Genomic DNA, 15356 nt, shown 5'->3' with positions numbered 1-15356 from the left:
GTTTGAACGAGATGGATGCACAGAGGGATTTGCGATGACAAACGAACGCTCCACTTCGGTGTGGGATGCGCTGTTCGGCTCACCCGCAGAGGCCGAGAACCTGCGGCTTCGGGCGAAGCTGATGCGGGTATTGACCAGGATTGTCCAATCCTGGGATCTGCCGCAGAAAGACGCAGCACGGCGACTGCATCTGACTCAGCCACGTTTGAGTGACTTGCTCAACGGCAAGATAGACAAGTTCTCGCTGGATGCACTGGTGAATATCCTGGCGAACGCCGATCTGGAAGTTGATTTTACGGTGAAAAAGAAATCTGCGTGATGGTTGCTTCGCTTTAGTTGCGCGGGCTTTTCCTGATTAGGTGAGGGCTGCCAGGTTGAGAAATCTCGGCAAGACAGTTGCTCCCACAAAAAAGGAGAGCCTGAGCTCTCCTTTTCCGTTCACCGACCGTCAGCGTCAGCCAATGGTCATCAGGCTGGCGTTACCACCCGCCGCCGCGGTGTTCACGCTCACCGCCCGCTCGATCACCAGGCGTTCCAGGGCGATCTGGTGATCGCCACTCGACAGCCCGTGCACGCCGACGATCGCGCCGGCACGCTTGGCCACCTGCTCGCAAACACCGCGCAGCTGGTCGGAGTGACCGTGGTGGATGACCGCGTCGAAGGCCACGTCGTCCTTGCTCCAGTCGGCCACCAGCTTGATCTTCGCCTGCAGCTCCTTCGGCAGACGGCCGCGCACGGTCTTGGCCGGCTCGCCGTCCTGGAACACCGCCGAGCTGCCCACGGCCAGTACCGCCGCCAGCTGGGCCAGCAGGTCGGCCTCGTTGTCGGCCAGGCACAGCACGTGTTCGCGAGGCAGCACAGTGTAGGTGTTGCGCTCGCCGGTCGGGCCTGGCAGCACGCGGGTGATGCCGCTCTGCGACTGCTCGGCGAACTGCTCGCACAGCGCGGCCAGGTCGCTCATCTGGCTGCTGGCCGCCCAGGTCTTGAGGGTGGTCAGCGGCTTGAGCTGCTGGTCGCGCAGGGTGGTGTCGGCCTTGCTGCGCGCATCGTCGGCCTGGAAGTGGCGGGCGATGGCGTCGGCCGGGCGGGTCGACAGCAGGCGGTACAGGTACAGCGGGCCGCCGGCTTTCGGGCCGGTGCCCGACAGGCCTTCACCGCCGAACGGCTGCACGCCGACCACGGCACCGACAATGTTGCGGTTGACGTACATGTTGCCGGCGTTGACGTTGTCCACCACCTTGGCGATGGTCTCGTCGATGCGGGTGTGCACGCCCAGGGTCAGACCGTAGCCGGAAGCGTTGATCTGCTCGATCAGCTGGTCCAGGTCCTTGCGGTTGTAACGCACCACGTGCAGCACTGGGCCGAAGATCTCGCGCTTGAGCTCGTCGAAGCTTTCCAGTTCGATCAGGGTCGGCATCACGAAGGTGCCGCGCTTGATCTCCTCGCCTTCGGCGATGGCCACCTGGTAGACGGTGCGGCCTTTGTCGCGCATGCCCTGGATGTGCTTCTCGATGCCGGCCTTGGCCTCGGCGTCGATCACCGGGCCGATGTCCACGGACAGGCGCTCCGGGTTGCCCAGGCGACTTTCGGCCATGGCGCCCTTGAGCATCTCGATCACGCGGTCGGCGGAGTCTTCCTGCAGACACAGCACGCGCAGGGCCGAGCAACGCTGGCCGGCGCTGTCGAAGGCCGAGGAGACTACATCGATCACCACCTGCTCGGTCAGCGCCGAGGAGTCGACGATCATGGCGTTCTGGCCACCGGTTTCGGCGATCAGCGGGATCGGGCGGCCCTGGTTGTCCAGGCGCCCGGCGATGTTGCGTTGCAGCAGGCGGGCGACTTCGGTGGAGCCGGTGAACATCACGCCCTTGACGCGCTCGTCACCGACCAGGCCGGCACCGACGGTTTCGCCCTGGCCTGGCAGCAGTTGCAGCACGCCTTCGGGGATGCCGGCTTCCAGCAGCAGGCGCACGGCCTGGGCGGCGACCAGCGGGGTCTGTTCGGCCGGCTTGGCCAGTACCGGGTTGCCGGCGGCCAGCGCCGCGGCCACCTGTCCGGAGAAGATCGCCAGCGGGAAGTTCCATGGGCTGATGCACACCACCGGGCCCAGAGGGCGGCAGCTGTCATTGCGCAGGTCGTTGCGTGCCTGCACCGCGTAGTAGCGCAGGAAGTCCACGGCCTCGCGCACTTCGGCGATGGCGTTGGCGTAGGTCTTGCCGGCTTCGCGCACCAGCAGGCCCATCAGCGGCTGGATGTCGGCTTCCATCAGGTCGGCGGCGCGTTCGAGGATCGCGGCGCGCTCGGCCGGTGGGGTGGCTTGCCAGATCGGCGCGGCGTTCAGTGCGCACTGGATGGCGTTGTCGACGTCGGCGACGGTGGCTTCCTGCACGTGGCCCACGACATCGCGGTGGTCGGCCGGGTTGAGTACCGGTGTGGCCGGCTGCTCGCTGGCGGCGCAGGCCAGCAGCGGCGTGGCTTTCCAGTCATTGTGGGCGGTGGCCAGCAGGGCGCAGGACAGCGACGCCAGGCGGTGTTCGTTGGCCATGTCGATGCCGGCCGAGTTGGCCCGCTCGCTGCCGTACAGCTCACGCGGCATCGGGATGCGCGGGTGCGGCAAGCCGATGCTGCCTTCCTGAGTGCCCATGCGCTCGATGCTGGCGACCGGGTCGGCGACCAGTTCCTGGATGGAGATCGAGTGGTCGGCGATGCGGTTGACGAACGAGGTGTTGGCGCCGTTTTCCAGCAGGCGACGGACCAGGTAGGCCAGCAGGGTCTCGTGGGTGCCGACCGGTGCGTACACGCGGCATGGACGGTTCAGCTTGCCCTCGGAGATCTTGCCCACGACTTGCTCGTACAGCGGTTCGCCCATGCCGTGCAGGCACTGGAATTCGTACTGGCCCGGGTAGTAGTTCTGCCCGGCGATGGTGTAGATGGCCGACAAGGTGTGGGCGTTGTGGGTGGCGAACTGCGGGTAGATGGCTTCTGGCACGGCCAGCAGCTTGCGGGCGCAGGCAACATAGGAAACGTCGGTGTACACCTTGCGGGTGTAGACCGGATAGCCTTCCAGGCCTTCGACCTGGGCGCGCTTGATCTCGCTGTCCCAGTAGGCGCCTTTCACCAGGCGGATCATCAGGCGGTGACGGCTGCGCTTGGCCAGGTCGATGACGTAGTCGATCACGTACGGGCAGCGCTTCTGGTAGGCCTGGATGACGAAACCGATGCCGTTCCAGCCGGCCAGCGACGGCTCGAAGCACAGGCGCTCGAGCAGGTCCAGCGACAGCTCCAGGCGGTCGGCCTCCTCGGCGTCGATGTTCAGGCCGATGTCGTACTGCTTGGCCAGCAGGGTCAGCGACAGCAGGCGCGGGTACAGCTCGTTCATCACGCGCTCGTACTGGGCACGGCTGTAGCGCGGGTGCAGGGCCGAGAGCTTGATCGAGATGCCCGGGCCTTCATAGATGCCGCGGCCGTGCGAGGCTTTGCCGATCGAGTGGATCGCCTGCTCGTAGGACGCCAGGTATTTCTGCGCGTCGTGCTCGGTCAGCGCGGCTTCGCCAAGCATGTCATAGCTGTAGCGGAAGCCCTTGGCTTCGAACTTGCTGGCATTGGCCAGGGCCTCGGCGATGGTCTCACCGGTGACGAACTGCTCGCCCATCAGGCGCATGGCCATGTCGACGCCCTTGCGGATCATCGGCTCGCCGCTCTTGCCGATGATGCGGGTGAGCGAGGAAGTCAGGCCGGATTCGTTGTGGGTGCTGACCAGCTTGCCGGTCAGCAGCAGGCCCCAGGTGGCGGCGTTGACGAACAGCGACGGGCTGTTGCCCAGGTGCGGCTGCCAGTTGCCGGTGCTGATCTTGTCGCGGATCAGCGCGTCACGGGTGCCTTTGTCGGGGATGCGCAGCAGTGCTTCAGCCAGGCACATCAGCGCCACGCCTTCCTGGGAGGACAGCGAGAACTCCTGCAGCAGGCCCTGGACGATGCCGGCACGGCCGCCGGCGCTCTTCTGGTTGCGCAGCTTGTCGGCCAGGCTCGCGGCCAGCTTGTTGGTGGCTTCGGCCTGGGCGGCTGGCAGGCGGGCCTGCTCCAGCAGCATCGGCACCACTTCCTGCTCGGGGCGGCGGTAGGCGGCGGTGATCGCCGAGCGCAGTACCGACTGCGGCAGGATGCTTTCGGCGAATTCCAGGAAGCACTGGTGGGCGTGGTCGGCGGCGACTTCGCCGGCGTCGTCGCCAGCGGCGGCATGGCCGTTGAGGTCGTTCAGGGTGGCGCCACCCTCGAGCTTCTCGAGATAGTTGAAGATCGCTTGCTTGATCAACCAGTGCGGCGTGCGGTCGATGGACTGCGCAGCTGCTTTGAGTCGCTCACGGGTCGGGTCGTCGAGTTTGACCCCAAGGGTGGTCGTCGCCATTTCTTATCCTCGTTATTGGTCACGGATGTGGCCTAAGCTGAAGGCAAGATTAGCCTGTAGGACAATTCGGGTGCAACCGGGTGCAACCCGAAATCTTCGCGGTAAAGGTGCAACTCGTCTGAAGGATGTTTCCTTACAGCCGAAACGGTCTTTTTTGCTGCTTTTGCTTATGTAAAGCGCTGTGTTTGCTCCGAAAAGGAGCAAAAAAGGGGCTTTATCCGAAAAACCATGGCTGGGTGCAACTTGCAAATGAAAAATGGTTGCACCTCATTCATGTTGTTGCATAGGATTCGCCGCCTGGGTGCAACCGTCGTGCACGGCGGTCGCAAGAGATAAAAACAACGCCAGGGCACAACTCATGGGCAATCCACTAACGATCACCTTCGTGATCTACATTGCGGCAATGGTGCTGATCGGCTTCGCCGCCTATCGCTCCACCAAGAACCTTTCCGACTATATTCTCGGCGGCCGTAGTCTCGGCAGCGTGGTTACCGCGCTTTCCGCCGGCGCATCGGACATGAGCGGCTGGCTGTTGATGGGCCTGCCGGGCGCCATCTACTTTGCGGGCCTTTCCGAGGCCTGGATCGCCATCGGCCTGACCGTCGGCGCCTACCTGAACTGGCTGTTCGTCGCCGGCCGTCTGCGTGTGCAGACTGAGCACAACGGTGATGCCCTGACCCTGCCGGACTACTTCTCCAGCCGCTTCGAAGACCAGACCGGCCTGCTGCGGATCATCTCGGCGATCGTCATCCTGGTGTTCTTCACCATCTACTGCGCTTCCGGCATCGTTGCCGGCGCCCGTCTGTTCGAAAGCACCTTCGGCATGTCCTACGAGACCGCCCTGTGGGCCGGTGCCGCCGCGACCATCGCCTACACCTTCATCGGTGGTTTCCTGGCCGTAAGCTGGACCGATACCGTGCAGGCTTCGCTGATGATCTTCGCGCTGATCCTTACCCCGGTGATCGTGCTGATTTCCACTGGCGGTTTCGACCAGACATTCGCTGCCATCGACGCGGTGAACCCGGCGCACTTCGACATGTTCAAGGGCGCGACCTTCATCGGCATCATCTCGCTGATGGGCTGGGGTCTTGGCTACTTCGGGCAGCCGCACATCCTGGCGCGCTTCATGGCCGCCGACTCGGTGAAGTCGATCGCCAACGCCCGTCGCATTTCCATGACCTGGATGATCCTGTGCCTGGCCGGTACCTGCGCAGTGGGCTTCTTCGGCATCGCCTACTTCTCGGCGCATCCTGACCTGGCAGGTCCGGTCACCGAGAACCACGAGCGCGTGTTCATCGAACTGGCCAAGATCCTGTTCAACCCTTGGGTTGCCGGTATCCTGCTGTCGGCCATCCTGGCCGCTGTGATGAGTACCTTGAGCTGCCAGTTGCTGGTGTGCTCCAGCGCCCTGACCGAGGACTTCTACAAGGCCTTCCTGCGCAAGAACGCTTCGCAGCAGGAATTGGTCTGGGTCGGTCGCCTGATGGTCCTGGCTGTCGCGCTTATCGCCATTGCGATGGCCTCCAATCCGGAAAACCGAGTGCTGGGCCTGGTGGCCTATGCCTGGGCCGGCTTTGGTGCCGCCTTCGGTCCGGTGGTGTTGATCTCGGTGCTGTGGAAGGGCATGACCCGCAATGGCGCCCTGGCCGGTATCGTGGTCGGCGCGCTGACCGTGATCCTGTGGAAAAACTACGTGGACATGGGCCTGTACGAGATCATCCCGGGCTTCCTGTTCGCCAGCATCGCCATCTTCGTGGTGAGCAAGCTGGGCAGCCCGTCGAACAGCATGGTTTCGCGTTTTGAAACTGCTGACGCGGCGTATCACGCTGACAAATAACGCCTGCTGAATCGGCGTTGTCCCTATCGCGGGGCAAGCCCGCTCCCATGTGTCCTCGGGCATTTGTGGGAGTGGGCTTGCCCCGCGATGCTTTTTGCCGGCTGCAAGGCAAGGTAAACTTGTTGCCCCCGCAGGAGTCCTCATGAACTATCGTCACGCCTTCCACGCCGGCAACCACGCCGACGTCCTCAAGCACATCGTGCTCACCCGCCTCATCGCCCTGATGTCGCGCAAGGAACAGCCATTCGCCTACATCGACACCCACGCTGGCCTGGGTCTCTACGACTTGCAGGGCGACCAGGCGAGCCGTACCGGTGAGTACCTCGAGGGCGTGGCCCGCCTGTGGAATCGTGACGACCTGCCGGAAGCGGCCGCCGACTACCTGCGCATCATCAAGCGCCTGAACCCGGATGGCGAGCTGCGCTTCTACCCGGGCTCGCCCGAGCTGGCGCGTCGTTTGATGCGTCAGCAGGACCGCGCCCTGCTCAACGAGAAGCACCCTGAAGATGGGGCGCTGCTCAAGGAGAACATGAAGAAGGATCCGCGGGTCACCGTTCACCTGGGCGAAGGCTGGCACATCCCGCGGGCGCTTCTGCCGGTGCAGGAAAAGCGCGCCATCATGCTGATCGACCCGCCGTTCGAGCAGGCCGACGAGCTCAAGCGCTGCACCGTGGCCATGAAAGAGGCGATCGGTCGCATGCGCCAGACCGTCGCGGCGATCTGGTATCCGATCAAGGACCAGCGCTCGTTGACCCGTTTCTATCAAGACCTGACCAGCACCGGCGCGCCGAAGCTGCTGCGGGTCGAGCTGTACGTGCACCACCAGGATAGCCCGCAGGGCCTGAACGGCTCGGGCCTGGCCATCGCCAACCCGCCGTGGGGCCTGGAGGACGAGCTCAAGACGCTGCTGCCGTGGCTGGCCAAGGAGCTGGCGCAGACCGCTGGCAGCTTGCGCATGGACTGGCTGATCGCCGAATAGCCTAACGGCATGTGACCCTCGTGGGAGCGGGCTTGCCCCGCGATGGCGCCGGTGGATCCGCCGCTATCGCGGGGCAAGCCCGCTCCCACGCGAGTGCATCGCGCCTGACCATCTTTGCGTTATAATCCCGCCCTTTAGCCGCCATCCGCCCGAATGGCCGTTGGCGCACTTCATACCGATTTGAGAGGCTAGACCCTTGGCACTGACGATTCTTGGCCTGTCCGGCGCCCTTAGCCATGACCCTTCCGCGGCCCTGTACATCGACGGCAAGCTGATTGCCGCCGCCGAAGAAGAGCGCTTCGTGCGTGACAAGCATGCGAAGAACCGCATGCCCTACGAGTCGGCGAAGTTCTGCCTGGAGCAGGCCGGCATCAAGCCGTCTGACGTCGACGTGGTGGCCATTCCGTTCGCCCCTATCAGCCTGTTCGGCAAGGCCCGCTGGCACTACGCCAAGCGCTACTGGTACGCCCCGGACCGCGCCCTCGATGCGCTGCTGATGGGTAACCGCCGCTACAAGCGCTACCGCAAGAAGATCGTCTGGTGCCTGGAGCAGCTGGGCTTCGATCCGAAGAAGATCAAGATCGAGCCGGTCGAGCACCACCTGGCCCATGCCTCCAGCGCCTACCACTGCTCGGGTTTCAAAGAGAAAACCGCGATCCTCGGCATCGACGGCAAGGGCGAGTACGCCACCACCTTCTTTGGCTATGGCGAAAACGGCAAGATCCACAAGATCAAGGAATTCTTCGATCCGGACTCGCTGGGCGGCCTGTATGGCGCGATCACCGAGTTCCTCGGCTTCGAGATGCTCGATGGCGAGTTCAAGGTCATGGGCATGGCGCCATACGGCGATGCCAGCAAGTACGACTTCTCGCGCCTGGCCAGTTTCGAAAACGGCGAGCTGGTGATCAACACCGAATACGCCAACGTCATCGGCCTGCGCCGCTATAAAGAGAAGGGCAAGGGCTTCTACTTCTCGCCCAAGCTGATCGAGTGGCTGGGTCCGAAACGCGAAGGCGACATCGCCGACGAGCCTTACATCCACTACGCCGCCAGCATGCAGGCGCTGTTCGAGAAGCTCGCCCTGCAGATGATCGACCATTACCTGGGCGACACGCTGAAAGAGACCGGCAAGCTGGCCTTCGCCGGCGGCTGCGCGCTGAACGTCAAGCTGAACCAGAAGATCATCGCCCGTGATGATGTAAAGGAGCTGTTCGTCCAGCCGGCCTCCGGCGACGCCGGTACCGCCGTTGGCGCCGCGGCCTATGTTTCCCATGCCCGTGGCGTGCCGGTCGAGAAGATGGAACACGTCTACCTGGGCCCTGCGTATTCTAATGAAGACGTGATCGCCGCCTGTGCCCGTCACCCGAGCCAGCCGAAATGGCGCAAGCTGGAGAACATGCCGGAGCAGATCGCCAAGATCATGGTCGATGGCAACCCGGTGGCCTGGTTCCAGGGCCGCATGGAGTTCGGTCCGCGTGCGCTGGGTGGTCGTTCGATCATAGGCTGCCCGAGCGTGGAAGGCGTTGCCGACCGCATCAACCACCAGATCAAGTTCCGCGAGCGCTGGAGACCTTTCTGCCCGTCGATGCTCGATACTGTCGCGCCGCAGATGATCAAGATCGATCACCCCGCGCCGTTCATGACCTTCACCTTCGAAGTCGCCGAGGAGTGGAAGACCCGCGTGCCGGAAGTCGTCCACGAGGACGGCACTTCGCGCGCCCAGGTGCTCAAGCGTGAGTACAACCCGCGCTACTACGACATGATGAAGGCGCTGGAAGACCTGACCGGCAACGGCGTGTCGTTGAACACCTCGCTGAACCGCCGCGGCGAACCCATGATCTGCTCGCCGACCGACGCCCTGAACATGTTCTTCGGCTCGGACCTGCAGTACCTGATCATGGAAGACATCCTGGTGGTCAAGGAAGGCGCCGCGCCGTATGACCAGCCGCTCTGAACCGCGCATCCTGCAGTTCTGCCATGGTTATGACGGGCCGTTCCTCGATTGTGCCCGTCAATACGCCAGCCTGTTCCAAGGCAGCGGCTACAAGGTCACTACCGTGTTCCTCACCGGGGCAGCGGACGCGCAGGTCGCGGCTGGCTGTGCCTCGGACGAGGTGCTGTTTCTCGAGTTCAGTTCCAAGGCCGTGCGCGGCCTGAAGCTGGGCGCGATCCGCGCGCTGCGCAAGATCGCCGCGCAGCGCAATTTCAGCTTTTGCATCGCCCACCGCTTCAAGCCGATCTATGTCGCGCTGCTCGGGACCGGCCTGCCGGTGATCGGTGTGCACCATGCCTTCGGCGACTATGAGCGCAAAGGGCGGCGGCTGTTCGCCAACCTGTTCCGCAAGCGCCTTAGCCTGCTCGGTGTGTCGGACGCGGTGCGTGACGACATGCGTCGCTGCTTGGGCCAGTGGCCGGCCGAGCGTATTCAGACCCTGTACAACCGCATCGACGTCGAGGCACTGCAGGCCAGCCTGGTGCCGCGTGACGAGGCGCGCCGTGCCCTGGGACTGGATGAGCGGGCCTGGGTGGTCGGCAACGTCGGACGCCTGCATCCGGACAAGGACCAGGCCACGCTGCTGCGCGGTTTTGCCGAAGCCTTGCCGGGGCTGCCGACCGGTGCGCGCCTGGCGATTCTGGGCAAGGGGCGTCTCGAGGCGAAACTCAAGGCCCTGGCCGCTGAGCTGGGCATCACCGACCAGGTCGACTTCCTCGGCCAGGTCCCGGATGCCCGCCGTTACTTCCGCGCTTTCGACGTGTTCGCCCTGAGCTCCGACCATGAGCCGTTCGGCATGGTACTGCTCGAAGCCATGGTCGCTGGCGTGCCGGTGCTGGCCACCGCCTGTGGCGGCGCCCGGGAAGTGGTCGAGGGTGTGGGTGTGCTGTTCCCGCTGGGCGATGCCGCGCAGCTGGCCCAGGGCCTGAAGCACATGGCCGGCCTGGATGCGCAGCAGCGCGAGGCATGCGCCGGGCATATGCTGCAGCGTCTGCAGCAGCGCTTCAGCGACCAGGCGGTGCGGGATGCCTTCTGGAAACTGCCGCAAGTCCGCGCGCTGAAGGCGGAGGCTTGATGCTCAATCATCTCAAGGCCTGGCGCGAACGCGGCTGGCAAGTGATCGACGTGGCCGCGTACAGCGACGCCTGGCAGCGTTATGGCGGCAGTGTCGCCACGCACCCGTTGGTGATCGAGCAACTGGCGGACCTGGCCGGGATCCCGGTGCGTTACCTGGGCTGGTTCCAGGGCGCCGAGCTCAAGGCCGCGCTGCCGACCTGGGGGCGCCACCTGGCGCTGTCCAAGGACGTGCTCAAGCGCGAAGGCAAGAAAGGCCTGTTCGACCTGGGCAATGCCGAGATCATCCTGCCGGCCGCCGCCGATGCCGGGGCGCCGCTGCGCCACGCCGGTCGCTACCTGTCGGAGTTGAACCAGGGGCGTTTCGCCGGCTTGAAGGCACAACCCGAGCAGTTGGCCATGGCACGTCCCCACGAGGACCTGTCGAAGAAGTTCCGCTACAACCAGCGTCGTGAGCTGCGCTTGCTGGAAGAGGCGGGCGGTCAGGTGCGACCGATCAGCGATTTCACTGCAGCCGAGGTCGCCGCGATGTACTGTGAATTGTTCCAGCGTCGCTGGGGCTTCCCGGCCACCGGCGCGGCCCGCATGGCCGAGGTGGTCGAGCGCTTGCGCGAGCTGCTGGTCGGTTCGGTGCTGTTCCTCGACGGGTCGCCCATCGCCATTCAACTGGTGTATCGCGTCGAGGCGCCGCAATGGATCAGCGTCGAATATGTAAACGGCGGTGTCGATCCAGAGACCAAGGCCTTCAGCCCTGGGAGCGTATTGAGCTTCCTCAACACCCAGTCTGCCTGGGAGCAAGCCACGGCCCGCGGCAAGGCATTGCGGTTCTCGTTCGGTCGTGCGGACCGTGAGTACAAGGACCGTTGGTGCAACCCTGTACCGGTGTTCCAGTCGTGAGCCGCAAGCAGCAGTTGCTCAAGCGCCACCGGCGCAACAAGCGCCTGGTGCTGCTGGTGGGCCTGGTGCTGCTGGTTGCGTTGGGCGTGTTGGGTGTGTGGTGGTTACCGCTGTTGTTGCTGGCGCTGCTGTGGGGGGCGCACGAGGCCTGGTTCGCCGATCACCTGTTCTACTCGCCGGGCGAAGACTACGCTTACCGTTTTGCCAAGGACACTCGCGAAGTCGCGGCGAGCCTGCGGGGCGATCTGCTGCAGACCGATGTTGCACTGCAAGGTGACGAGACACTGATCCTTGAAATCGGTATTCGGAGCCGTTGGCTCGGGCGTTTCCTTGATCCTCGCGTCGAGCTGCTGGCGGGGGCCGCCAGCGACGTGCAGACGTTCGAGCGTGGCGTCAACGGAGTGCGATTCCTCAATCTGACCGGGTTGGCCGAACCATTGGCGGCCGGCACGTTGCGTCTGCGTGGTCGGCATTGCCGATTGAAAGAGTCAGCGCGCTTGTGGATAACCCCAGCGGTCAAGCTGCGCAACCGCCGAGTGATGGTCATTGCCCCCCATGCCGACGACGCCGAGTTGGCGGCCTATGGGCTCTACAGCCAGGCCGACGAAGCTTGGGTTGTCACCCTGACTGCCGGTGAGATCGAGGCCGAACACTACCAGGCCATGGGCCTGGCCAAGGCTGAGGCGGCCAGGCTGAAGGGCCGCCTGCGCGCCTGGGACAGCATCGCCGTGCCACGTTGGGCAGGCGTGCCGGAGTCGCATTGCGTGCAGCTGGGCTACTTCTGCCTGCAATTGCCAGTCATGCAGGCTGCGCCGGATCTGCCGGTGGGCTCGCGTGAAGCCGACCTGGCCGACATTCGTCCCTTCCGCCGTTTCAATCCGTTCCCGCTGCCGGCCGATGTCGATGGTGCGCCAAGCTGGCACAACCTGCTGGCCGACCTGCGTGCCCTGTTCGAGATGGCCCGGCCCCAGGTGCTGGTGATGCCGCACCCGGTGCTCGATCCGCACCCGGACCACATCTGTGCCCAGGCCGCAGTGCTCGAGGCGCTGCAAGGCCTGGCGTGGCAGCCTGAAACGTTGTTGTGCTACGCCAACCACCTGCATGACAACGACCGCTGGCCGATGGGCGACAGCGGTGATGGCGTCGCCCTGCCGCCGCAGTTGCAAGCCGCCGAAGCCTGGGCACCCTGCAGCCTGGTGCTGGATATCGACACCCAGCGCGACAAGGCCATGGCCCTGGGCATGATGCATGACCTGCAACCTGCCCCCCCCTTCAAGCGTCGCCTGCGCCGTGCGTTGCAACGCTGGCTGGCAGGGCGCCGCCCATCGCCGTACGGAGAGAATGAATTCTTCCGCAAGGCGGTGCGCCGACATGAACTGTTCTGGCGTCGCGACCTGTGAGCGCCCAAGGAAAGCAATGAAAGTCCTATTTCTGGTGCAGAAGGAACAACGGGCGATTCTTGACCGCCTGTACGACGGCGTCGCGGCCAACTGTGACTGCGATCTGCGTTGGCTGAGCGACGAGGACCAGCGCAACCTGCGTCGCTACTTCAAGCGGGAAGTGGACGTCACGCGCTACGACCGTATCGTGTTCTTCCTGCGTTTCAAGCAGGAAATCCGTCAGGTTGCGTTCATTCGCAGCGTTCCCAACCTGGTGATCCTCGAGCACGACGCGTACCAGAACTACATACCCTGCAAATACACCGGCAAGTTCAGCGAGCATTACCGCCAACTGCCTTGGGCCCGAATCATCAGCTCTGGCTACATGGTCAGCGAGCGCCTGCGCCAGGAAGGCTTCGACGCGGTATTCGTGCCCAAGGGCTACGACGAACAACTGTTGGCCGACCAGGGGCGCGAACGCGATATCGAGCTGGCATTCGTCGGCAGCACCAAGAGTGTCGCCTACAGTGGCCGCAAAGCCTTGCTGGATGAGTTGGGGCAGGTGGAGAATCTGGTGGTCACCCGTACCAAGTCAGGCGAGGACTATTGCAATACCCTCAACCGTATCCGTTTTTTCGTCAGTGCCGACGTCGGTATGGGCGAGTACATGATCAAGAACTTCGAGGCGATGGCCTGCGGTTGCGTCTTGTTCGCCTACGACCAGGGCGAAGCGGAGAACCGCGCACTGGGGCTCGAGGACATGCGCAACGTGGTGTTGTATGACAGCATCCCGACGTTGCAGGCCAAACTGCGTCAGTTACGCGAGGATCCTGCGCTGGCGGCGTTCATCGCTACGAATGGGCGTGAACTGGCCACTTCGCGCTTCAGTTTTGCCGCTGTGGGCCGAAGCATTGTCGAGCACATGGTGCCTGCACTGCGAGCGCATCCGCCGCTGACCGGCTGGCAGCGCTTGCGTTTGTGGCTCGGATTCTGACCTGGTTCGAGCAAGATTTCGCGGATCAGCAAAACGGCTGGCTTCAAGGCCCACCGAATCATCAAAGGGGCGTTACGCCGTTGAATATCCTCAATGTGATGTGGTCGGGTGGTTCGCCCTTCGCTTCCATCCACAGTGTGCACCGGCAGGTGCTGGCGCATGCCCCGAGTGGTGCGCAGGTGACCAACTGGCTTCTGCTCGGAGAGGGTTTGTGCAGCGGCGTGGGTCAGACGCGCAGCTGGCATTTGTCGCCACGCGTGCTCAAGGGGCGGCTAGCGCACCGACTGTTACTGTCCTGGGTGAAGTGGCGTCTGCGTCGCGCGTTGAAGGTGGTGGTTCCCGATGTGCTGTTGCTGGACGGACTGGGCGTTGCCCGGCTGCTGCTGCCATTGTTGCGACGGCTTCCAGACGTGCAGGTTGCCGTCCTGTTCCACGGTACGACACGCCTGACCCGACGCGATGTAGCCCTGTTCCGGCAGTTTCCTGTAGAGCGCCTGACGGTCGCCGCTGTCTCCACGACATTGGCGCTTTCGCTGGCCCAGGGGTTGGGGCGTTCGGTGCAAAGCTTGCGTGTGGCGCTGAATCCTCGGGCCTTCACCGATCATTCGCTGGATCGGGAGCAGGCCAGGCAGGCCTTGTCGTTGATGGAGGACGGTCTTGTGCTGGGGGCGGTGGGTCGCCTGGTCGAGAGTAAAGGTTTCGAGATGTTGATCGAAGCGTTCGCCAGGACGCGCGCAGTGCAGCACGGCGCTCGCCTGGTCATACTCGGCGATGGACCGTTGCGTGGGCAGCTGGAAGCGCAGGCCAGATCGCTCGGCGTGGGTGATCGTGTCCGGTTCTATGGCCACCGTGAAGATTCGATACGACTGTACCCGGCCTTCGACTGGTTGCTGCTGCCCTCCCGCTCGGAAGGCCTCGGGCTGGTGCTGCAGGAGGCCGTGCTTTCCAAGGTGCCGGTCGTCTGCAGTGACCTGCCGGTTTTTCGAGAGCAGTTGGCTGATGCGGGCCGCTACCTGCCGACGGACGATCCGTATGCCTGGGCTGACGTCATTGACGATTGCGCCTTTCAGGATGCCGGGGCCAAGGCTTCGGAGCAGTGGCAGGCCTTGGCGCCGGAGCAGGGATGGCAAGCGTTCCGGTCCGGTTCGGCCAGCCTGTTGGCGCGCTGAGTGTCAGCGCGCCGCCAGGGCCGCCTGGAACTGATCGAGGGGAAACTCTCGGGCGAGGGGTTCTCGCTCGATGTAGCGAACCATGTGCTGTACGTTGCGTTGCACCATTCGGGAAGAGAGCGGGGCGCGCAGGAAGCGCATGTCGGCCACGTCGATCAAGCCCAGCAGGCCTTCGGGGGTCTCGACCACGTTGCCCAGATGCAGCGAGCGGAAGTAGATCCCCGCGTGATGCAGTCGCCGAATAAGCTCGACGAGGCGCGGCAATTGCCGGTCCCAGCTGAAGTCGGCCTGGCGCGACAGTTGCAGCAGAGTCTCGCCCGGCAGCGGTCGATAGAGCACTGCCGTGCGGCCCGGGAGCGGCAGCTTGTGGTGGCTGATCACTTCCAGGGTCGGGAAACCGGCCTGGCTCAGGCGCATGGCGTTGTCGATGAAGCGCTGCGAGTAGGGGCGTAGCAGTGCAGATGAAATCAGACGCTTGCGACGAAACACCTTGAGGATATTTCCATCCCCAAGCAGGTAGACTTTGGCGCCGTGGCTATCTGCCTCAAGCACCTTGGCGCCGAGAGTCAATCGATCGAAGTCGACCTGGGAGAGCCGGGAACATTGCATGTATTCGAGCCTTGTCTTCA

General features: G+C 64.0%; 11 protein-coding genes. 9 read left to right on the top strand and 2 right to left on the bottom strand.

Features of this window, described 5'->3' with window-relative positions:
- The first annotated feature begins 34 nt into the window (after positions 1-34).
- On the top strand, positions 35-319 hold the full coding sequence (locus tag AC25ND_RS15580; RefSeq protein ID WP_486976422.1) for a helix-turn-helix domain-containing protein: 285 nt from the start codon (positions 35-37) through the stop codon (positions 317-319).
- 135 nt (positions 320-454) lie between these two features.
- On the opposite strand, the gene putA is transcribed toward AC25ND_RS15580, so the two are convergent.
- Entirely contained in the window at positions 455-4405 is a 3951-nt protein-coding gene (gene putA / locus AC25ND_RS15575; RefSeq protein WP_062360185.1) for a trifunctional transcriptional regulator/proline dehydrogenase/L-glutamate gamma-semialdehyde dehydrogenase, read from the bottom strand.
- A 358-nt stretch (positions 4406-4763) separates the two neighbouring features.
- Between putA and putP the strand changes: the two genes are divergently transcribed.
- The 8 genes from putP (at position 4764) to AC25ND_RS15535 (ending at position 14727) form a co-directional block, all read left to right on the top strand.
- Positions 4764-6242 (top strand): sodium/proline symporter PutP, encoded by a 1479-nt coding sequence (putP, locus tag AC25ND_RS15570; RefSeq protein WP_028688306.1) that lies wholly within the window; start codon positions 4764-4766, stop codon positions 6240-6242.
- A 142-nt stretch (positions 6243-6384) separates the two neighbouring features.
- Positions 6385-7221 (top strand): 23S rRNA (adenine(2030)-N(6))-methyltransferase RlmJ, encoded by an 837-nt coding sequence (locus AC25ND_RS15565; protein ID WP_028688305.1) that lies wholly within the window; start codon positions 6385-6387, stop codon positions 7219-7221.
- Positions 7222-7417: 196 nt separating this feature from the next.
- A complete protein-coding gene (locus AC25ND_RS15560) occupies positions 7418-9175 on the top strand; it encodes a carbamoyltransferase family protein (RefSeq protein WP_028688304.1) in 1758 nt (585 codons plus the stop codon).
- Entirely contained in the window at positions 9159-10289 is a 1131-nt protein-coding gene (locus AC25ND_RS15555; protein ID WP_088852028.1) for a glycosyltransferase, read from the top strand. The genes AC25ND_RS15560 and AC25ND_RS15555 overlap by 17 nt, the downstream gene beginning before the upstream one ends.
- Positions 10289-11185, top strand: a complete 897-nt coding sequence (locus AC25ND_RS15550) for an antimicrobial resistance protein Mig-14 (RefSeq protein ID WP_186596487.1) — start codon at positions 10289-10291, stop codon at positions 11183-11185. Before AC25ND_RS15555 ends, AC25ND_RS15550 begins: the two co-directional genes overlap by 1 nt.
- On the top strand, positions 11182-12585 hold the full coding sequence (locus AC25ND_RS15545; RefSeq protein WP_028688301.1) for a PIG-L deacetylase family protein: 1404 nt from the start codon (positions 11182-11184) through the stop codon (positions 12583-12585). The genes AC25ND_RS15550 and AC25ND_RS15545 overlap by 4 nt, the downstream gene beginning before the upstream one ends.
- A gap of 16 nt (positions 12586-12601) precedes the next feature.
- Positions 12602-13558, top strand: a complete 957-nt coding sequence (locus AC25ND_RS15540) for a glycosyltransferase family protein (protein ID WP_241411149.1) — start codon at positions 12602-12604, stop codon at positions 13556-13558.
- An 80-nt stretch (positions 13559-13638) separates the two neighbouring features.
- Complete coding sequence (locus AC25ND_RS15535; protein ID WP_186596483.1) at positions 13639-14727, top strand: glycosyltransferase; 1089 nt, start codon at positions 13639-13641, stop codon at positions 14725-14727.
- 3 nt (positions 14728-14730) lie between these two features.
- Here AC25ND_RS15535 and AC25ND_RS15530 read toward each other — a convergent pair whose 3' ends face one another.
- A complete protein-coding gene (locus AC25ND_RS15530) occupies positions 14731-15336 on the bottom strand; it encodes a BUD32 family EKC/KEOPS complex subunit (RefSeq protein WP_186596475.1) in 606 nt (201 codons plus the stop codon).
- Positions 15337-15356 lie beyond the last annotated feature (20 nt).

It is taken from the genome of Pseudomonas sp. P110(2024) (assembly GCF_057480795.1).
Note: the sequence above shows the minus strand (reverse complement) of the source record. Positions and strands in the feature narration are given on the sequence as shown.